Origin of the sequence: Altererythrobacter sp. Root672, assembly GCF_001427865.1 — a bacterium.
Lineage (GTDB): Bacteria > Pseudomonadota > Alphaproteobacteria > Sphingomonadales > Sphingomonadaceae > Croceibacterium_A.
The window spans coordinates 210,854-230,586 of sequence record NZ_LMHH01000003.1; the positions used below are offsets into that span (position 1 = coordinate 210,854).

Genomic DNA, 19,733 nt, shown 5'->3' on the forward strand with positions numbered 1-19,733 from the left:
TTTCCCTACCCAGAGCGGGCCCCGGTCCATCTCTGGGTAGTGGGACTCGTACTGGTGTTGTGGAACGGCTGGGGCGTGGCGATCGCGGTGGCGTCCCAGTCGGCCTGGGTGCCGGTGATCGACACGGTCACGTCCGCTTATTTCGATGCGCAGCCGCTGTGGTTCGTGTTGCTGGCGGACCTGGGGCCTTTCGCCGGCCTGGCCGGGGCGGTGGCGCTGCTGCTCCAATCGCGCTGGGCTTTGCCGCTATTCGTGGCGCAATTCGCGATCCTGACGCTTGCCAATCTCTATGAGCTGGCGATCGGGACGTCTCTGTTGCTCAGCGTGCCGGAGTCGCGCGGGATGACGGGGGTGCTGGCGATCCTGCTCCTAGCGCAGATCGCCTATGTCTATGGACTGAAGCAACGCGGCCGTCTCACCTGATCCTCGCATCAGGCGTTGCCGCTACTCCCCGGCCTCGCGCTTGAGATCGTAAAGCAAGTCCAGCGCCTCGCGCGGAGTCAGCGCGTCAATATCCAGCCCGTGCAGCCGATCGCGCAGCGTATCCCGGCTCTCTTCCTCCAGATGCGCCGCCGCCGCAAACAGCGGTAGCTCGCCCAGTCCCGCCGCAAGCCCGCCCGTCTCCGCGCGGCCCTTCTCCAGCTTGTCGAGCACCGCGCGAGCCCGTGCCACCACCGGCTTGGGCACACCCGCCAGCTTCGCCACCGCGAGGCCGTAGCTGCGATCCGCTGCCCCCTCGGCCACTTCGTGCAGCAGCACCAGGTCGCCCTTCCATTCCTTCGCCCGGACGTGGTGCAGCGAAAGGGCCGGGCAAGTCTCGGCCAGGCGGGCCAGCTCGTGATAGTGAGTGGCGAACAGGCAGCGGCAACGGTTGTTCTCGTGGATCGCCTCGGCGACAGCCCAGGCAAGCGCGAGGCCGTCGTAAGTCGACGTACCGCGCCCCACTTCGTCGAGGATCACGAAGCTGCGCTCGGTCGCCTGGGCGAGGATCGCGGCGGTCTCGACCATCTCGACCATGAAAGTAGAGCGCCCGCGTGCGAGGTTATCCGCGGCACCCACGCGGCTGAACAGGCGGTCGACCAGGCCAACCCTGGCGCGCGCTGCCGGGACGAAGCCGCCCGCCTGGGCGAGCAGCACCACGAGGGCGTTCTGGCGCAGGAAGGTCGACTTGCCGCCCATGTTCGGGCCGCCGACAAGCCACAGGCGATCGCTCGGCCCCAGGCGGCAGTCGTTGGCAACGAACCGCTCGCCCGCTTGGGCCAGCGCCGCTTCGACCACCGGATGACGCCCGCCTTCGATCTCAAGGCAGGCGTCCTCGACGATCTCGGGCCGTGACCAGCCCCCCTCGGCCGCACGCTCTGCCTGCCCGGCGGAGACATCGAGCCGGGCCAGCGCCGCGGCGGTGGCTGCAATCCGCTCGCGGTCGGCCACGACTTCGCTGACCAGCTCTTCGAAGTGCGCCTCTTCCGCCACCAGCGCGTGGCCGCCAGCTTCGGCGATGCGGCTCGCTTCCTCGTGCAGGTGCAGCGAGTTGAACCGTACCGCGCCCGCCATCGTCTGACGGTGAGTGAAGCCGCTGTCGGGCGCCATCAGCCGGTCGGCGTGCTTGGCCGGAACCTCGATGAAGTAGCCGAGCACGCCGTTGTGCCGGATCTTGAGCGCGGCGATCCCGGTCTCGTCGCGATATCGCGACTCCAGCGCCGCGATGGCCCGGCGGGCGTTTCCAGAGACCCGCCGCAACTCGTCGAGCGCGGCATCGTAACCCTCGGCAATGAACCCGCCAGACGATCGCTCGGTCGGCGGCGTTTGCACGAGCGCGCGCGACAAGTGATCGGTCAGCGCGCCATGCCCGCCGAGCCGCGGCACCAAGGCTTCGAGCAGCGCCGGCTTGTCGGGCTTGCCCTGCAGGTGATCGTGGACCCGGCGTGCCTCACTCAAGCCGTCGCGGATTTGTCCCAGATCGCGTGGCGAGCCACGCCCGGCCACGATGCGCCCGAGCGCGCGGCCGAGGTCGGGCAGGGCGCGCAGCACATCGCGCAAGTCGGCGCGCAGCAAGGGATCGGCATAGAGCCATTGGACAAGGTTGAGCCGCTCATCGATGGCCGCCTTCTGCGCGAGCGGCGCGGCGAGGTCTTCCGCCAGCTGTCGGGCTCCCGCGCCGGTGACGCAGCGATCGACCGCGGCCAGCAGGCTACCCGCTCTTCCGCCGCCTTGGGACTCGACGATCTCCAGGCTGCCGCGGGTGGCTTCGTCCATGGCCAGGACTTCGCCGGTGGAGCGGCCTTCGGGCGGCAAGAGCAGCGGCAGGTTGCCGCGTCCGACGTGGTCGAGATAGGCGATCAACCCGCATGCAGCCGCAAGCATCGGCCGGGTGAACATGCCGAAGCCGTCGAGCGTGGCGACGCCGTGGATGCCCTTGAGCCTGGCTTCGCCGCCATCGCTGGAGAATTCGTGGGCGGAGCGGGGAATCGCGCCTGCCGGTAACAGGCCCACCCCTGACCCCTCTCGCAAGCGGGAGGGCAGGTCCTCGGGGATCACTACTTCGCTCGCAGACAGGCGCGCCAGCGCGGCGCCCAGGTCAGCCAGCGCGCATTCTTCGAGTTCCATCCGCCCGGTGGAGATGTCGCACGCGGCGATGCCCGCCATGCCGCGCATCTCGCACACCGCCGCAAGCACGTTGGCCCTTCGCGGTTCGAGCAGCGCCTCTTCAGTCAGGGTCCCGGCTGTGACGAAGCGGACGATGTCGCGCGCGACCAGCGCCTTCGACCCGCCGCGCTTCTTGGCTTCCTCAGGCGATTCGATTTGCTCGGCGATCGCCACCCGGCAGCCGGCTTTGATCAAACGCGCGAGGTAACCTTCGGCCGCGTGCACCGGCACGCCGCACATCGGGATCGGCGCGCCGTCGTGCTCGCCCCGGCTGGTCAGCGCGATGTCGAGCACGGCGCTCGCCGTCTTCGCATCGTCGAAGAACAGTTCGAAGAAATCGCCCATGCGATAGAACAGCAGGCAGTCGCCAGCCTCGCGCTTGAGCGTGAGGTACTGGGCCATCATCGGGGTAGGTGCGGAAGCCTGGGACATGGAACTTCCGCCGATTAGCGGCTTGTGCCGGGAAGGTCATGACCCCGGCAGGATAAGCTGCGGAAAGCCTACTGATCGATCAGCAATCCCTGCTTTTCGAGGTGCTTCTTCACGATCTTGAGGTTGCGGGTGTTCGAACGGAAGAACACGTCGAATACGTCACCGGCGAAGGGAATCGCCCCGATCGCAGTGTCGACCGCGACGTTGCCGGCCATGCGCCACAGCTTCCACTTGGGCAGGCCGAGGTTGCGCGCCTCCCAGATGATATAGCTGCCGAGCGCGGCCCCCAAGAGGTCGCCGAATATCGGCACGAGCCCGGCCAGGGCATCGAGGCCGACGCGGAACTTGAGGCCGGGAATCACCAGGCTGCGTTCGAGCACGTGCTCGACCAGTTCGATCCGCCGGTAGATCGACGCGGTATCCATGCCGAGCGGCAGGTCCATCCGGCCTGGACGTTGAATTTGCTCCAAGGGGAAATCTCCTCCGAAGCTTATCTGGGTATCTGTGCCAGCGTCGGCAAGGGATGGAACGCCCATTGGTTCGCCACGAACCCTTCGACATTGCTGCGCACCAGTGAGAATCGGAGCGGCGAACCGAAGGGGATATAGATGTTGGCCTGCATCAGGCGGACTTCTGCCTCGGCCAGGAGCTTGTCGCGCTCGATCCGGTCGGGCTGCTTGACCGCATCACGCACCAGGGCGTCGGCTTCGGCTTCGCAGAGGCCGTGGCGCAAGGTGCAGTTGAACTGGTTGAGGAACCAGCGCTGCTCGGCATAGCGGGCAACGCGGTCGATCAGGTTGAGGTCGGCCTGGCGTCCCGGTGGCGCACGGTCGAGGATGATCCCGACCGAGCCGAGCTGTTGCGTCAGCTGGTAGAAAAGCGCGTCGAGGCCCGGATCCCGCGCCAGCGAGATCGTTAGCCGCGCTTCCTCGCCGCCGTTGGCCTTGCGCCACGCGGCGACGCGGGCTGCGGCGATCGCTCGATTTTCCTCGATCGTCCGCTCGCCCCATCGTTCCGCGACGAGCCCGGGATCGTTCGGCAGCCCCGGCGCCGAGATGCGCGTGGTCGGAACCCAGCCGCCGATATTGAACGGGGCGATCAGCGCCGGCCTGTCGATCGCCATCGCGAAGGCCTCGCGTCCCTGATCGGTCGCGAGCAGGCCACGTTCGCGCTGCACCAGCATGCCGAACAGGCCAATAGCCGGCTCCAGCCGAACGGTCCCGCGCGAGAGCGGGCCGGTGTCGACGAGCGGGAGGGCGCCTACCTGTCCGCCGAGCACGACATCGACGTCACCCCTGTCGAAGCGGTCGATCGCGGCTTTGGGATCTTCCGGCCGCAACTCGATCTGGCGGACGAAGGACTGCCACTCCCGCTCCTCGGGAATGCCCCGCTCGGCCGGCGGTTTCATCGTCAGGGTAGCCAGGTCCCCGTTGCGTACGAGGCGCATTTCCCCGGAGCCATCGCCGCTTTGCCCGTGGCTCAGCGCCAACTCGGGTTGGGCGAGGATCTGCAGCAGCGCTGGCACCGGGCTGGACAGGCGGATTTCGACTACGCGCCCGGCCATGGCTCTCACTTGCGAGACCGGCGCGAGGTCGAGGCCGAGAGACGTCCCGTCGAGTGCGTTGATTGACCGGCGCAGGGCTGCGCGGGCGCTTTCCGCGGTCAGCTCGGCGCCGTCGGGCCATTTGCCTTCCCGCAGGCGGAAAATGAAGCTGCGGCCATCGTCGGTGACGATCCAGCGGTCGGCCAGGGCCGGGACCACGTCCCCCTGCGCGTTGAAAGCGACAAGCCCGGCGTCTGTTGCGGCCCGCAAGTGCTGGGCACCGGGGGTTAGCCGGATGCCGTTGGCAAACAGGCCCTCCGGCGTATCGATGAAATCGACCTGCAGCGCGCCTTCGTTACTCCGCCCGCACCCCGTCAGCATCAGAACCGCGGGGAGTGCAAGGGAGAGCCAGCGCCAAGCCATGTGCCTGTACGCTAGAGCCTATCCCGCCGGGATGGAAGCCGATCAGATCTTGCGCAGGCGCGCCGGGTTCGGTTCGCTGAACGACGGTGCGGCATGGGTGCGCGTGAAGCGCGGCGCATCGTAGTCTGCCGCGTCGCTAGCCTGAGCCGGAGCGCGCACTACCAGGGGATCGACTTCGTCGACGAACGCGATGCCGAAGCGGTTGTCCTGCTTCCACGCGACCGAGCCTTCGACCCAGCCGACGTTGCGCAATTCGACCGAGACCAGCGACCCGCGCATCACCTTCACGTCGCCTTCGGCCATCATGCCGCCGGCTGAGAGGTTGCGGACCTTGACCCGATGCACGAGATCCTGCCCGTCGACCCTCAGTTGGGCGAGCAGGAACAGGCTGTCACGGTTGACCTGGCGAGTGTCGATGTTGCTCATCGTTTGAGGCGTTTCCGAAGTTCCGATTCGCGCAGGGCTGCCTCCAGAACGGCCGGCCTACCCGCGCTTCATAAGTCGGAGTTCTATCGCAATTCGTAGCTAATGAAGCGTAAATGCGAGACGACAATCACAGGCCTGTCCCAAACCGGGCCAGTCTTGCGATCAATCGTCGCGAGAGATTTTCTCGCGACGCTCATGAGCCTGCTGCGCTTCGACGGTCATGGTGGCGATCGGGCGGGCGATCAGGCGATTGATGCCGATCGGTTCCCCGGTGACTTCGCACCAGCCGTATTCGCCTTCATCGATGCGGCGCAGGGCCGAATCGATCTTGGCGATGAGCTTGCGCTGCCTGTCGCGTGTGCGCAGTTCGATGCCCCAGTCGGTTTCGCTGGAGGCGCGGTCGTTGAGGTCAGGCTCCCGAATCGGGCCGTCCTGAAGCAACTGCAGAGTCCCTTCTGCAGCGCTGAGAATCGACTTCTTCCATTCCAGCAACAGCACTCTGAAGTAATTCAGTTGCTGCCCCGACATGTATTCTTCGTCATCGGAGGGCGCGTAGTCCCTGTCCAGAGCACGCTTGGCCTTGGCGAGAATGTCGATGTCGTCATTCGGAATCGACCCCATTCACGAACTCCGCAAGCAAGCCGTCTGAAAATTCGGCCTGATCCATGTCCTTGCGGCCACCCACGGATGTGGGCTTAGCAGGACTGGCGCGGCCTATAGTGGCAGCAGGAATCCCACACAAGCCGCAATGCTGGGTCTAAACCCGGTCTAGTTAAGCGGGCGCTAAAAGCCGCGAATCCGGGTCCTGGGGGAGTACGTTAATAAACTTCCCGCCGCGTTAACCATTTCTTGACCACAAAGGCCCGAACATCCTGTGGCAGTCCGGGTAATCGCCCGGCACACAGGGGGGGTACGATCATGGAACTGACCAGGATCGAAGACTTCGCGAAGATACGGCCGGCCGACGAAACACGGGCCGACCTTCATATTGCCCGTTGCCTTGCTGCTGCTGCAGCGGGTGACACGGATGCCTGCTTCGACCTTGGGGTCGCATTCTCCACCGGAGCCGAAGGCGTCGCCTCCGACATGATCGAGGCGCACAAGTGGTTTAACCTCGCGGCAGTCGCCGGGCATGAAGAAGCTGCCTGGAGCCGGGCGGACATCTCCGACGAAATGACCGCGCGCGAAATCGCCGAAGCTCAACGTCGCGCTCGCGAATGGCTCTCCGCCGAGGAACGCCGCGCCGCCTGACGCCGGCCCTTCCCTGCCAGGTCGCGGCAGGGATTTAACAAAAGTTATAATTACCAGGCGTCGCCGGTCTGTTCGTCGAACGGCCGGTTATCGGCAGGCGGCGACTTGTAGGGCGGCCGCTGCGGCAAGGTCCGCTCTCCCTTCCAAGGAATCTGGTCGACCGCCGTCCACGCGTTGACGTGCAGGCGGTAGAACTTCCACCGCCCGTTGCGCTTCACCAGCCGGTCGTCCCGAGTGCCGATGCCGAACACGAAGTTGGTGTTGTAGTCGGCGTTCCACTGGATGATCTGGAAGAAGCAACGGACGCGCGCGCCTTCGGGCCTTGGGTCCATGATGAAGTGGTTCATCAGGTGTTGGCGCCCGTACCACCAGTGTTGCCGGTCGTACCAAAGCTTGCGTAAGTTCTCGCGGATTGCGGCATGGCCCTTCACCGTGCCTTGCCACAGGTGGTCGAACTCGGCGTCCTCGGCAAAGGTGTTGATCGCCTGCTCTTCGTCGGCGAGGTCGATGCCCCAGGCGTAGCGGGCGAACAGCTCCTCGATCTCCGCGCGGTCATCGGCGGGCATGATCTCGGGCACGCCATTGGGCCACGGATTCTCGGACATCTTGCTCTCCTTCAATGCGCTCTTGCCAAAGGTCGGTAGGCGCTGTTGTTATTGCTGAATAACAAAGGACGAGAGAGATGCCCGAGATTTTTCATCCCTATGCGAGCTTCGGTCACCAATCGAAGATGCCGATGCGCTTCGAGGCCGACGTCTACGAATGCGAAGTCGAGGGCGAGATCCCGCCGGAGCTCGAGGGCGCCTATTTCCGCACCGGGGGTGACCGACAGTACCCGAGCCTGGAGGACGACATCATCCTCAATGGCGATGGCATGGCCTCGATGTTCCGCTTCGAGAACGGCCACGTCTCCTTCCGCAGCCGCTACGTCCAGACCGAGCGGCTGAAGCGCGAGCGCGAGGCCCGGCGGCGGCTCTATGGGCACTACCGCAACAAGTTCACCGACGACGAAGCGGTCTCCAACCTCCCCGAGCGCGACAACACCGGCAATACCTACGCCTTCAACCACCATGGCGAGCTGTTCATGCTGCGCGAGGATTCGCGGCCCTATCGGCTCGATCCGGAGACGCTCGACACGATCGAGGTCGGCCGCTTCGGCAACCTCGGCAGCACGGCGCTGACCGCGCATCCTAAGATCGACCCCAAGACCGGCGAATGGTGGAGCTACGGCGTGTTTGCGCGCGGAGAGCCGACCACCGACGCCTCGCTCCACGTGTTCGACAAGAGCGGCGCGCTGATCCGCGAGGAATGGTTCCACACCCCCTATCCCGGCCTAAGCCACGACTGGGGCGTGACGCGCGAGCACCTGGTGTTCCCGATCATGCCGCTGACCGCCGACAACAAGCGGCTCCATGCGGGCGGGCAGTACTACCAGTACGATCCCGACCTGCCGTCAGCCTGGGGGATTATGCCGCGCAATGGCTCGGCTTCGGAGATGCGCTGGTTCCACATTCCCGGCATCGTCATGGGCCACGTGATGAACGCCTACACCGAGGGCTCGAAAGTCATCGTCGATACGCCGGTCAGCCCCGGCAACTGCTTCTGCTTCTTCAAGGACAAGCACGGCAACGTCCCGACGATGCCCGAGACGGTGACCCAGCTCACCCGCATCACCTTCGATCTCTCGAAGCCCGATGCCGAAGCGGTGACGCTTGAGCCGATCCAGGGCGCCTATGGCGACATGCCGCGGATCGACGACCGCTTCGCGATGGAGAAGTACCGTGTGGGCTACCTCGCCTTCCGCGACTTCCCGCGCATGGGCCTGGCGCAGATCGACTGGGAGACCGGCGAGCTCAAGTTCCACGACCTCGACAAGGCCGCCGCGCAGGAACCGCTGTTCGTGCCACGCAGCCCGGACTCGCCCGAAGGCGACGGCTTCGTCCTCGCCGCGGTCGACCGTTTTGTGGAGAAGCGCACCGACTTGCTGATCCTGGATGGCAACGACATCTCGCGCCCGCCGATCGCCACGATCAAGCTGCCGTTTGCCATGCCGATGGCGTTTCATGGGAGTTGGATGGCGGGGTAGGTGAGCGCCTCGATCAAATCCTCCCCGAGCTTGCTCGGGGAGGGGGACCGTTCGCGTAGCGAATGGTGGAGGGGCGTTGTGTTGTTCCGCCTACCCCTCCGTCAGCCCTGCGGGCTGCCACCTCCCCGAGACAAGCTCGGGGAGGATCTGGCGAAGAGCTACCGCGTAACCCGCTTCACAAACCCGGCCACCATTCGCCCGATCGACTTGAGCTCGGTGCCGATGCTTTGCGCCGGGCTCAGGTGGTTGTGGCCGGCGAGGTAGTGCATCTCCGGATAGGCCGCATGGGCGACGCCCCAGGCGCCGACGAACTGGGCGGCTTGGCGCTGGAAATCCTCGGGATCGAACTCCGACACCGTGACCATCAACGGGATCTCGGTGTTGATGAGGCCAGCCATGCATGACGCCGGGCCCCAGGCCTTGGGGTCGCCGCCATAGTAAGCCACATGGAACTGGTTGGGCGTGGCGCTGACGGTGTCGTAGATGCCCGACATCAGGATCGCCCCGGCGATGCCGCCGCCCGGCTCGGCATGGTGCGCCTTGTGCGCGACGTAGCTGGCGACGTGCGAGGCTCCGGCCGATTGGCCCGAGAGCACGATCTTGTTCGGATCGCCGCCGTATTTCGCGACATTGGCCTTGAGCCAGCTCACCACCGCACCGAGGTCTTCGGGACCGGAGGGGAACTTGCTGGCGGGAGCGAGGCGATAGTTGATCGTCACCCCGATCATGCCCTGCTGCGCGGCGAAAGTGCCGATGTTGTCGTAGAACGGCGTTTCGGTGGAGCGCTTGTCGCCCATCACGAACCCGCCGCCGTGGACATAGACCAGCACCGGGGCGCCGCTAACGCCTGGCTTGTGGAACAGGTCCAGCCGGTGGCGCTCGTGCTCGCCGTATTCGAGGTCGCGCTCCACCTGCACGTCGGGGTCCGTACCCGTCGCCATTGCGGCGAAGAGCTGCGTGGTGCCGCCGAGCATCTCGGGGGTCAGTTCCGCCCCAAGGCTCTGGAGACGTTCTCGCAAGTCGGGCGTCATGCCACTTCTCCTTCGATCAGCAAGACCGGCTTGATCACCCTGCCAGCATGCGCGTCTTCGAAAGCGCGGGCAATCTCGGTGAACGGGTAGAATGTCAGCAGCCGGTCGAATGGAAAGCGCCCCAGCTGCCAGAACTCGATCAGCATCGGGATGAAACTGCGCGGCTCGGCATCGCCGCCGAGCACGCCGCGCAGTGAGCGGCCGCCGCTCAGCATCGGGAACATCGCCGGGGCCCACTCGCCGCGCGGCGCAGTGACGAACGCGGCGGTGCCGCGCATCGCCAGACAGTCCATCGACGCATCGAAGACGTCCGGCGCGGTCGTGGTGTTGAGGCTGGCGTCGATCCCGCGGCCGGTGACGGCGCGGATCTTGGCGACCAGGTCCGGCTCGCCGCCGCGGAAGCAATCGGTGGCGCCGAGTTCGCGGGCCAGTTCCAGCCGCTCGTCCGAGAGGTCGACGGCGATGATCCGCGTCGCGCCAACCAGTCGCGCGGCCATGATCGCCGAGAGGCCGACACCGCCGGTGCCGAACACCGCGATCGACTGGCCGGGAATGACTTCCAGCGACTCAAGCACGGCCCCCGCGCCAGTGATGATCCCGCAGCCGAGCGGGCCGAGCTTTTCGAGCGGCAGTTCCTTCGGCACCTTCACCGCGGTGCCCTGCGGCACGATAGCGTGGCTGGCGAAGCTCGACTGGCCGAAGAAGTGCGAGTGGATCGGGCCGGAGCCGCACGAGAGCGAGGTCGAACGGTCCATCCGCCCCCCGCCGAAGATGCGCGGCATCGCCGTGTCGCAATAGCTCGGGTAGCCGGCGAGGCACGAGGGGCATTGGCCGCAGGAGCTGCCCGACAGCACGACATGATCGCCGACCGCAAAGCCGCTGACGCCCTCGCCCAGCGCCTCGACCACGCCCGCGCCCTCGTGGCCGAGCACGATCGGCAGCGGCGAGAGGCGGCCGGAATGGGCGTGGAGATCGGTGTGGCAGATGCCGGTGGCGACCAGCCGCACGCGCATCTCGCCTGCACGCGGCTCGCCAAGATCGAGGGCTTCGAGCGCCGGCGCCGCAGCGCCTTCGCGGCTGACCGCGGCGGTGATCTTCACGCGCCGGGTTTCCCTAGATGATGGTCATCCTGGATGTCGGCCACCGCGCCATGTTGCGTCATCAGCGCCTTGCGGCGGACGAAGCGCAGGATCGACTCCAAGCCGGTGCGCGAGCCGCCGAGCCCGGAGAAGCCGAAGCTGTGCGTGCCGATCGAGCGCATCTTGCCGAAGGTCAGGAAGGTATCCTGCAGGAACACCGCCCCGGCATTGATTCGGCGGCCGATGGCCAGCGCCTCGTCCTCGCTCCCCGCGAGCACCGAGGCGGTGAGGCCGAACTGGGTGTCGTTGGCGAGGCGCACCGCTTCGTCGATGTCGGAGTAGGCCATGACCGGGACGCAGGGGCCGAAAGTCTCGTCCTGCATGATCTTCATGTCGTGAGTCACGCCGGTCAGCACCGTCGGGCGCATGTAGAGACCGCCGTCGATAGCCTCGACTTCGCCGCCGGTCAGGACCTTGGCGCCCTTGGCCTTTGCGTCCTCGAGATGGCCCTTCACGATCTCCGCCTGGGGCGCGAAGGTGAACGGTCCGATGTGCCCGGCGCGGGGGTTGTCGGCGTTGAGGCGCACGGCCTGGGCCTTCTCCACCAGCTTCTCGACGAAGGCGTCATGCACGCTCTCGTGCACGTAGACCCGCTCGGTCGAATAGCAGACCTGGCCCGTGGCATAGACCGCGCCGCGCAGGACCGAGGTCGCCGCGCGTTCGAGGTCGGCGGTCTCGGTGACGATCGCGGGATCCTTGCCGCCGAGTTCGAGGAAGCACGGGATCAGCCGCTCGGCGCAAGCCATGGCGACCTTGCGGCCCGTCGGCACGCTGCCGGTGAAGCAGACGAGGTCCGCCTGGTTGATGACCGCCTGGCCGATCTCGCCGGGACCGGTGACGTAGTCGAATACTGCCGCAAGCTCCGGCACGGCACGGACCGTCTCGAAGATCGCCTCGATCACGCGCGGGGTGACTTCGCTCGGCTTGAGCAATACCGCCGAGCCGGCGAACAGCGCCGGGATCGCGTCGAGCAGGGCCAGCATCAGCGGGGCGTTCCACGGACTGATCACCCCGACCAGCGAATAGGGGACAAGCTGGCTGCGGATCTCCACGTCGGGCATCACCGCCGAGCGGGTGTGGACCTCGTAGTTGCCGAGCGCCTTGGGCGCGTCTTCGATCCAGCCACCGATATTGGCGAGGGTGATGAAGCCCTGGATGTAGGAGGTGTGGCAGCCGCCGGTATCGACCGCGTCCTGCTCTCCGATGTCGAGCGCGCGGGCCTTCACTTCGCCGAGCCAGCGGGCCATCACGCCGATGCGCGCCTGGAGTGGGAGCGCGGCCCAGGCCTGCTGGTTCGCGCGCAGGCGGGCGGCTTTCTCCGCCACTTGCGACGGACTCGACACCGCCAACTGGTAGTCCGCCTCGCCCGTGCGGGGATTGCGGACTGCAAGCATAGCTTCCTGCGCGGGAGCCGCTGACGCCATTACCTCTCCTTGTATTTTGTTATCGCTTTTCCACTGGGTAACGCCCCGCACCGGCCAGCGAAAGAGGCAATCCCCTTCCTGCCAGGTCCATCAGAAGCCGTAGCGGAACCCGCCCCAGACGGTCAGCGGAACGCCGATATCCATCGAGCCGCCCTGGTTGCGGGTGACGATGGTCTCGTCGAACAGGTTCTCGACCCGGCCGACGAAGCTCAGCTTGTCGACCAGCGGGACCTGGGCGAACAAGTCGACCGTGGTCGCGGCAGGCAGCGCGTCGTTCTCCTGGTCGTCCTCGTACTGCAGGCCGACATGGCGGAGCGTGGCGGCGAAGGTCATGCCGTCCGCAGGACGCCAGCTGACGGTGCCGCTCGCGGCCCACTCCGGAGTCTGCGCCGGACGGAAGCCGTCGAGCGCGGCCTGGACGCCCGAGCTCTGCATCTTGGCGTCGGTGTAGGCGAGCGTTCCGTCGAAGCTGATCTGACCGAACGCGAGCTGGGTCGCGAATTCGATACCCTGCGCCTTGATCGCGTCGATGTTCTGGCGCTGGCGGATGTTTGGCGCGTTGACCGGATCGGGCGTGACGTTGGTGATGGCGTCCTCGACCTCGTTGTCGAACGCAGTCAGCGAGACGTTGACGTTCTCGGTCGCCTGCCAGTCGATGCCGGCTTCGAAGCCCTTGAGGCGTTCGTTGCCGAGTGCGGCATTGGCCTGGGTGGTCACCGGGAACACCACGAACGGGCGATAGAGCTCGTTCAGGGTCGGCAGGCGCAAGCCGGTGTAGGCCGCCGTGCGCAGGCGCAACCCTTCGGTCGCCTCGAACACCGCACCGGCACGCCAGGAGGCGGTCCAGTCGGAGCGGTCGGCGAAGGTGTTGTCGATCGTGGTCACGCCCGCGGCGTTTACCGAGCGGAAGTAGCCGTCTTGAATCTGGTAGTGGTCGGCGCGCACGCCGCCGGTCAGGGTGACCGGGCCAATCTCCCAGTCGTCTTCGAGGAAGAAGCCGAGGTCGGTGTTCTTACCGCCTGCGAAACGGTGCGCGGTGAGGGCTTTGGTCGTGGCGTTGTAGGAGTCCTCGGCCAAGTTGCCTTCGGAACGGCGGTAGTCGGCCCCGAAACGCAGGGTGTGGTCCTCGCCAACCGGCGGACGCACCTCGAGCTTGCCGCCGACGCCGGTCGAAGGCGTGTCCTTCTGGTCGAGCGAGAGGTTGAAGGTGGTCGAGGAGATCACCTTGTTGGTGAAGTTGCGCCACTGGGCATAGGCCACGGCGTCGACCTGCCACGCACCGCGGCTGACCAGGCGGGCGCTGATGTCCTGCCCTTCGCTCGACGTATCGGCGCCCGCGAAACGCAGCACTCGCTGGTCCTGGAACGCGAGGCCGCGCAGCTGCAACTCGAGGTTGTCGGCCACGGGCTGCACCACTCTTGCGCTAGCCGACCAGGAATCGAACTTGGCCCGCACCGTGGCCGGAACGCGCTGCTCCTCGGGCGTGGTGTAGAAGCCCTTGCCCCGGTCCCAGCGGCCGCTGACGACGGCGAAGCCTTCGCCGATCTGCGGGGCGACTGTACCCGAAAGCTCGGTCTCGGCGCGGCTGTTGATCGAGGCCTGGCCGCTGAGCAGGCCGAGCGTCGCGGCATCGGCGCTCTCCAGTTCGATCGCGCCGGCGAGCGCGCCCGAACCGAACGGGCCCGAGCCGCCGCCGCGGGTGACGCGGATGCTCTCCAGTCGCTCCGGCGCGACGGCCGAGAGCGGGATGTAGCCGAAGAAGGGGTCGGAGATCGGCACGGCGTCGAGCAGTACCAGCGCGCGGCTCGTGGCATTGCCGCCGAGCGCGCGCAAGGTCACGCCCTGTGCGCTCGGGTTGGAGGAACGGCTGTCCGAACGGCGGAACTGCTGGAAGCCTGCGACCGAGCCGAGCACGTCCTCGATCCGGCCCGAGCTGCCCGAGACGATCTTCTCGCGCTCGATCTCGATCACGTCGTAAGCAGGCGTGGCGGGGGTCTGTTCGAGGCCGTGCCCGGTGACGACGATCACCGGTTCCTTCTCCGGCTCCTTGTCCTGGGCGAGGGCCGGAACGGCCGGCAGCAGGAACGGCAGCACGGAGGCCATTGTGGCCAGGTTACGCAGGCGCATGAACGATCTTCCCCGACTTCCCAAATTGCGTTTGTCCGGCTCTCTAGCGAGTCATGCTTGCCGCGTCACCCCTCCTTTGGCAAAGACTGTACAAAGCAGGTAGATACGAGGGGAGATGTGGGGATGCGCCTCGCTATAATTGCAATTGGAACCATCGCGGCGGCCTTGGCCACTCCTCTCGCCGCTCAGGAGACGTTGACTATGTCCGTTCCACCAGTCGTTTCGCAGGACCATGAAGCACTGCTCGCCAGCCCCGATCCGCGCCTCGCGGCGAACAAGCGGCTGGTCTACGACATGTATCGCATCGTGCTGCAGGCGGGCCTAGCCGACCGGGCGCATGAATTCATCGCGGAGGATTACATCCAGCATAATCCCAACGCGGCGCAGGGTTTGAAAGGCCTGGTGGACTATGTCCGCGCCAGCCGGCCCGAACGGCCGATCAAGGACAAACTCGATTTGCCGCTGGTGCACCTGATGGCTGAAGGCAACTACGTCACCACCACCTTCGTCCGTCCCGAGAAAGACGCCAACGGCGAGACTTACTATTCAAGCTGGTTCGACCTCTACCGGATCGAGGACGGCAAGATCGTCGAGCACTGGGACCCAATGCTCAAGAGCGACCCGAAGATCGATCCGAACGACAAGCGGATCTAAACGGTGGTTAGTGAGAGGGCTTGACATTTATAACCAAATAGGTTAAAGGCCCCGCCGTCAGTTGACACCTGACAAGCGACGGGGGCGGGAGCGGTAGCGCTTCGTTCTCACTCCCGCAGCTAAGGCCGGCGCCCTTCCGACATCGTCAGAGGGTGTCCAGCGTAGGATACGAGGATGACAACCGTTGGCGGGACCTGCGAGCCCTAACCGCCAGTGCCTCCTATCCGACAGGGCCGAGCAGCGAGTTTTGGTCGCAGCCCTCGCCGCCGTTCGCTTTATGCTCGCGCAAGGCAATCCTGTGACGCCCAGGACGCGCCGGCCTTTGCCCGTCCGCGACATTTCCTTCCGGCGTTAGGCCCGCGCTCGCCAGCGGGTGATTGGGTGTGCCTGCGGCACACAGGATCTCACGCAAAGGCGCAAAGCCGCGAAGAACTAGTCCAACACCTCTCCCCTTTTTCGTCATTCCCGCGAACGCGGGAATCTAGGGCGGAGTAGCGCAAGAGAGCCGACTGGGTCCCCGCGTTCGCGGGGATGACGAAGGGTGGGGGTACAGAGATCGAGCGAGTTGCGCGAGGTGGTCATACGGGAGAGAGCCTTCGGCTCAGCGCACCCTCTTCGCGGCTTTGCGCCTTTGCGTGACCAAAAATCCTCCTAAGTTTGCTCGGGAGGAGAAGCGCTCGCCTTCTCAATCCTCGTCCGGGTCGTGACCCTCGCCGAGCGTCTCGTCCTCATCATCCATGTTAGGCTCGCCAAGATAGGCGCCCATGTCGATGCGGCCCGACTGTTCCATGTCGCGCATATGGTCGATCAAGTCCTGCGTGGAATCGTCCATCACTTCGCCGGGCTCATCGGACTTCTCGCTGTCGAGCGGGCTCTCTTCGTCGTCGGCGGAATAGGCCTCCTGGGTGACGGTCTGGGCCTGGGCCAGCTCGTCGTCCTGTTCGGCGTCGTGAAGCTCGGGTGCTTGTTCGGCGGAAGTGTGCACACCTTTGCGCAGCTTGTCGGTCATCGGGGGATCTCCTTTGCCCCGACCAACCAACCGTGAGGCCGCCCTGTTCCCGTCAGCGCGTCGGGACGGGTTCCTCGCCCGAATAATCGTAGAACCCCTTGCCGGTCTTGCGGCCGAGCCAGCCCGCTTCGACGTACTTGGTCAGCAGCGGGGCGGGGCGGTACTTGGAATCGCCAGTGCCGGCGAAGATCACGCGCATGATCTCCAGGCAGGTGTCGAGGCCGATGAAATCCGCCAGCTGCAGCGGACCCATTGGGTGGTTGAGGCCGAGGCGCGCGCCCTTGTCGATGTCGGCAATGCCCGCGGTGCCGCTGCCGAGCACGAATACCGCCTCGTTGATCATCGGCAGGAGCACGCGGTTGACGATGAACCCCGGCTCGTCCCCGCTGAGGATCACCTGCTTGCCGAGGCTTTCGGCGAAAGCGCGGGTGCGCTCGACCGTTACGGAGGAGGTGGCGAGACCGGGGATTACTTCGACCAGTTCCATCAGCGGCACCGGGTTGAAGAAATGCAGCCCGATGAAGCGCGCCGGATCGACCGTGGTCGCGGCCATGCGGGTGATCGGGATAGAACTGGTGTTGCTCGCCAGGATCGCCTCGGGGGCAAGGACCTGGCCGGCCTGGGCGAAGATCGCCTGCTTGATGTCCTCTCGCTCGGTCGCGGCCTCGATGATCAGGCCAACGCCCGCTAGCGGAGCATAGTCCGCCGACGGGTGAATCCGGGCGAGAGCCGCATCGGACGCGGCTTGTGTCAGCTGCTGCTTCTCGACCTGACGCGCGAGCCGCTTGCCGATCCCGTCGCGCGCCTTTTCGGCAATGGCGATCTCGCGGTCGACCAGGAACACGGTGTACCCGCCCGCGGCAGCGACTTGCGCGATGCCGGCGCCCATCTGGCCCGATCCAATGATGCCGACCGCTTCCATATGTCACTCCTTCGCAGGTGCAGCAGAGTAGCGACGGTGAGGCGTGTAGGCTAGCGGTTCGCGCCGGGCTTCCAGAGCACGTCGCCCGACCCGTCGGAATTCGCGGCTCGTGCGACGACGAACAGATAGTCGGACAGGCGGTTGATATAGGCGAGCGCCGCGGGGTTGACCGGCTCTTCTGTCGCGAGCGCGGTCATTGCCCGTTCGGCGCGGCGGGCCTGGGCGCGGGCGAGGTGGAGGCGGGCGGAAGCTTCGCTGCCGCCAGGGAGGATGAAGCTCCGCAACGGCTCCAGCGCTTCGTTCGCCTCGTCGATCAAGCTTTCGAGCCAGGTCACTTGCGCGGGCACGATCCGCAGGACCATGTCCGATGGGGTGAAGTCGTCCCCCGGCGTGGCCAAGTCGGCGCCGAGATCGAACAAGTCGTTCTGGATGCGCACCGCGGTCTCGGCCTCGCTCACCTTGAGCGCCAGCACCGCCCAGCCGAGCACCGAGTTCGCCTCGTCCACCGCGCCCACCGCCTCGAGCCGGGCCGAGTGCTTGGGCAGGCGTGAACCATCGACCAGGCCAGTCGTGCCGTCATCGCCCGTGCGGGTGTAGATCTTGGTCAGCCGGACCATTCTGCGATCGATCCTCTCAGGCCATCCAGCTACTTGCTGTTCACCATCATCAGGATCACGACGACGACGATCGCCAGCGCCTGGTACTTGATGCGGGCGAACATCATCTTGTTCTGCCGGAGCTGCATCTCCTTGACCCGATCGCCATCGTTTTCGAGGTCGAGCTTGGTGCTTTGCAGGAAGGCCGCAATCCCGCGTACGAGCGAGATGACCACCCAGATCATCGCGAGGATGAGGACGACAATGAGGACTGTGTTCATGGCGTCCCATCTAGGCCTTCCGACAGGGTAATTCCAGTCGGTAGGCGCCCTTCGCGCAAGGCTTCGGCGAGAGCTCGCCCATCCTCGCCCGCACGGCGCCGGTCGGCGAGCGAGGGGGAATTGCGCCGTTTGGCGAGCTTGGTGCCGTCCGCATCGAGCAGCAGCGCATGGTGATGCCACACGGGCACCGGCAGGCCGAGCAAAGCTTGCAGCAAGCGATGGATGTGGCTCGCTGCGAACAGGTCCATCCCGCGCGTAACCAGGGAAACTCCGTCGGCGGCATCGTCGAGCGTCGCGGCGAGGTGGTAGCTCGCGGGCGTTTCAGCCTCCTTGCGCACCAGCACCACGTCGCCGGCTAGATCGGGACGGGCCACTTGCTCGCCGGCCAGCTCATCGGTCCAGGTCAGCGGGCCGGTTCGAGCGAGGGCTTTGCTCACGTCGAGTCGCCAAGCCACGGGATCCGTGGAAACCCAATTCCCGTCTCGACAAGTGCCCGGGTAGACCGGACCGTCGGGCCCTTTCGCCAGGGCCGCTGCGGCAATCTCTGCGCGAGTGCAGCGGCAGGGATAGAGCAGGCCCATCTCGCGCAGGGCAACAGCGGCGGCTTCGTAGCTGGCAATGCGCGAGGACTGCGCCGGGACTTCCTCCCACTCGAGGCCGAGCCAGGCGAGATCGGCGCGGAATTCCTCCGCCAGCGCGGGACGTGAGCGCGACCCGTCGATGTCCTCGATCCGCACCAGGAACCGACCCCCGCGAGCTTTCGCCAGATCATGCGCCACGATGGCCGAGTAGGCATGCCCCAGGTGCAGAGAACCGTTAGGGCTGGGGGCGAAGCGCGTGACCGTCATGCACCGCTCCCTAACAATATCGCGCAGTTGCGGCAAAACGCTGGGGATTCCACCTTCGTAACGGGGTTGACGCAAATTGCTGCAAATGCTCCCTTACGTCGCATCAGGGGAGCATAACGCTGTGCTCAAGTCCGAACTGATAGATAGGGCATCCCGGTTCCGCAGCGCGGAAGAGGATCCTACGCGCAAGTTGGAAAACTGCCCCGCGCTGGTCCTCAACGCCGACTATACCCCGCTTTCCTATTACCCGCTGAGCCTGTGGCCGTGGCAGACCGCGATCAAGGCGATCTTCCTCGAAAGGGTCGATGTCGTCGCGACTTACGAGCGCATGGTCCACTCGCCCTCGCTCGACATGCAGATCCCTTCGGTGATCGCCTTGCGGCAATATGTGAAGCCGAGCGAGTTCCCCGCGTTCACCCGCTTTAACGTGTTCCTGCGCGATCATTTCGCCTGCCAGTACTGCGGCAGCCCGCAGCACCTGACCTTCGATCACGTCGTGCCGCGCCGGCTCGGCGGCAAGACGACGTGGGAAAATATCATCACCGCCTGCGCGCCGTGCAACATGAAGAAGGGCGGACGCACCCCCAGGCAGGCGCACATGCACCCGCTGCTCGAACCGATCCGGCCGACCAGTTGGCAGCTGATCCAGCAAGGCAAGAGCTTCCCGCCGAACTACCTGCACGAAACCTGGCGTGACTGGCTCTACTGGGACATCGAGCTGGAGGAATAACGGCTCTTTTCGAATCCCGGTGCTTCCAATCCGTTTCCTTTCCCCCTTCACCGTTCGTCCTGAGCTTGTCGGAGGACGTCAGCACGGCACCAGGGTGGTTCGACAAGCTCACCACGAACGGAAGAGGTGGAATGGAGGCTCTGCCTTTCGGCCTTGAGATTTACG

At 65.8% G+C, this 19,733-nt stretch carries 20 protein-coding genes; 5 read left to right on the forward strand and 15 right to left on the reverse strand.

Annotation, left to right across the window (positions count from 1 at the left end):
• Positions 1–39 precede the first annotated feature (39 nt).
• The gene (locus ASD76_RS15100; protein WP_162249680.1) at positions 40–423 is read left to right on the forward strand and encodes a hypothetical protein; all 384 of its coding nucleotides are present in this window, start codon (positions 40–42) and stop codon (positions 421–423) included.
• 21 nt (positions 424–444) lie between these two features.
• Here the strand turns inward: ASD76_RS15100 and mutS are convergent, their stop codons facing one another.
• The 5 genes from mutS to dksA all read right to left on the reverse strand — a co-directional run bounded on the left by mutS (position 445) and on the right by dksA (position 6,091).
• Positions 445–3,051, reverse strand: a complete 2,607-nt coding sequence (mutS, locus tag ASD76_RS15105; RefSeq protein WP_055924923.1) for a DNA mismatch repair protein MutS — start codon at positions 3,049–3,051, stop codon at positions 445–447.
• Positions 3,052–3,146: 95 nt separating this feature from the next.
• A complete protein-coding gene (locus ASD76_RS15110; RefSeq protein ID WP_321164433.1) occupies positions 3,147–3,548 on the reverse strand; it encodes a DUF4112 domain-containing protein in 402 nt (133 codons plus the stop codon).
• A 20-nt stretch (positions 3,549–3,568) separates the two neighbouring features.
• The gene (locus tag ASD76_RS15115) at positions 3,569–5,002 is read right to left on the reverse strand and encodes an ABC transporter substrate-binding protein (protein ID WP_235506786.1); all 1,434 of its coding nucleotides are present in this window, start codon (positions 5,000–5,002) and stop codon (positions 3,569–3,571) included.
• Between the two features lie 84 nt (positions 5,003–5,086).
• Complete coding sequence (locus tag ASD76_RS15120; RefSeq protein WP_055924931.1) at positions 5,087–5,470, reverse strand: PilZ domain-containing protein; 384 nt, start codon at positions 5,468–5,470, stop codon at positions 5,087–5,089.
• A 162-nt stretch (positions 5,471–5,632) separates the two neighbouring features.
• Complete coding sequence (dksA, locus tag ASD76_RS15125) at positions 5,633–6,091, reverse strand: RNA polymerase-binding protein DksA (RefSeq protein ID WP_055924934.1); 459 nt, start codon at positions 6,089–6,091, stop codon at positions 5,633–5,635.
• Between the two features lie 297 nt (positions 6,092–6,388).
• Between dksA and ASD76_RS15130 the strand changes: the two genes are divergently transcribed.
• Positions 6,389–6,721: a sel1 repeat family protein gene (locus ASD76_RS15130; protein ID WP_055924937.1), complete on the forward strand. Its 333-nt coding sequence runs from the start codon at positions 6,389–6,391 to the stop codon at positions 6,719–6,721.
• A 50-nt stretch (positions 6,722–6,771) separates the two neighbouring features.
• Here the strand turns inward: ASD76_RS15130 and ASD76_RS15135 are convergent, their stop codons facing one another.
• Positions 6,772–7,326: a nuclear transport factor 2 family protein gene (locus ASD76_RS15135; RefSeq protein ID WP_156457756.1), complete on the reverse strand. Its 555-nt coding sequence runs from the start codon at positions 7,324–7,326 to the stop codon at positions 6,772–6,774.
• A 77-nt stretch (positions 7,327–7,403) separates the two neighbouring features.
• Between ASD76_RS15135 and ASD76_RS15140 the strand changes: the two genes are divergently transcribed.
• Entirely contained in the window at positions 7,404–8,807 is a 1,404-nt protein-coding gene (locus tag ASD76_RS15140; RefSeq protein WP_055924943.1) for a carotenoid oxygenase family protein, read from the forward strand.
• Positions 8,808–8,965: 158 nt separating this feature from the next.
• On the opposite strand, the gene ASD76_RS15145 is transcribed toward ASD76_RS15140, so the two are convergent.
• From ASD76_RS15145 to ASD76_RS15160, 4 genes are all read right to left on the reverse strand, one after another.
• On the reverse strand, positions 8,966–9,838 hold the full coding sequence (locus ASD76_RS15145; protein WP_055924946.1) for an alpha/beta hydrolase: 873 nt from the start codon (positions 9,836–9,838) through the stop codon (positions 8,966–8,968).
• Positions 9,835–10,938 (reverse strand): NAD(P)-dependent alcohol dehydrogenase, encoded by a 1,104-nt coding sequence (locus ASD76_RS15150; RefSeq protein WP_055924949.1) that lies wholly within the window; start codon positions 10,936–10,938, stop codon positions 9,835–9,837. The genes ASD76_RS15145 and ASD76_RS15150 overlap by 4 nt, the downstream gene beginning before the upstream one ends.
• Complete coding sequence (locus ASD76_RS15155; protein WP_055924952.1) at positions 10,935–12,401, reverse strand: aldehyde dehydrogenase family protein; 1,467 nt, start codon at positions 12,399–12,401, stop codon at positions 10,935–10,937. Before ASD76_RS15155 ends, ASD76_RS15150 begins: the two co-directional genes overlap by 4 nt.
• A gap of 90 nt (positions 12,402–12,491) precedes the next feature.
• A complete protein-coding gene (locus ASD76_RS15160) occupies positions 12,492–14,528 on the reverse strand; it encodes a TonB-dependent receptor plug domain-containing protein (RefSeq protein WP_055924955.1) in 2,037 nt (678 codons plus the stop codon).
• A 201-nt stretch (positions 14,529–14,729) separates the two neighbouring features.
• Between ASD76_RS15160 and ASD76_RS15165 the strand changes: the two genes are divergently transcribed.
• Positions 14,730–15,182: a nuclear transport factor 2 family protein gene (locus tag ASD76_RS15165; protein WP_082553883.1), complete on the forward strand. Its 453-nt coding sequence runs from the start codon at positions 14,730–14,732 to the stop codon at positions 15,180–15,182.
• Positions 15,183–15,867: 685 nt separating this feature from the next.
• On the opposite strand, the gene ASD76_RS15170 is transcribed toward ASD76_RS15165, so the two are convergent.
• From ASD76_RS15170 to gluQRS, 5 genes are read right to left on the reverse strand one after another with little or no spacing between them, the layout of a single operon-like run.
• A complete protein-coding gene (locus ASD76_RS15170) occupies positions 15,868–16,191 on the reverse strand; it encodes a hypothetical protein (RefSeq protein WP_082553884.1) in 324 nt (107 codons plus the stop codon).
• Between the two features lie 52 nt (positions 16,192–16,243).
• Positions 16,244–17,113 carry a 3-hydroxyacyl-CoA dehydrogenase NAD-binding domain-containing protein gene (locus tag ASD76_RS15175; protein ID WP_055924958.1) on the reverse strand — a complete coding sequence of 290 codons (870 nt, stop codon included), beginning with the start codon at positions 17,111–17,113 and terminating at the stop codon, positions 16,244–16,246.
• Between the two features lie 50 nt (positions 17,114–17,163).
• Positions 17,164–17,730, reverse strand: a complete 567-nt coding sequence (locus tag ASD76_RS15180) for a cob(I)yrinic acid a,c-diamide adenosyltransferase (protein WP_055924961.1) — start codon at positions 17,728–17,730, stop codon at positions 17,164–17,166.
• A 29-nt stretch (positions 17,731–17,759) separates the two neighbouring features.
• The gene (locus ASD76_RS15185; RefSeq protein WP_055924964.1) at positions 17,760–17,990 is read right to left on the reverse strand and encodes an HIG1 domain-containing protein; all 231 of its coding nucleotides are present in this window, start codon (positions 17,988–17,990) and stop codon (positions 17,760–17,762) included.
• Entirely contained in the window at positions 17,987–18,838 is an 852-nt protein-coding gene (gene gluQRS / locus ASD76_RS15190) for a tRNA glutamyl-Q(34) synthetase GluQRS (protein ID WP_055924967.1), read from the reverse strand. Before gluQRS ends, ASD76_RS15185 begins: the two co-directional genes overlap by 4 nt.
• 121 nt (positions 18,839–18,959) lie before the next feature.
• On the opposite strand from gluQRS, the gene ASD76_RS15195 reads away from it, so the two are divergent.
• Positions 18,960–19,568 (forward strand): HNH endonuclease, encoded by a 609-nt coding sequence (locus ASD76_RS15195; RefSeq protein WP_055924970.1) that lies wholly within the window; start codon positions 18,960–18,962, stop codon positions 19,566–19,568.
• The last annotated feature ends 165 nt before the right edge of the window (positions 19,569–19,733 follow it).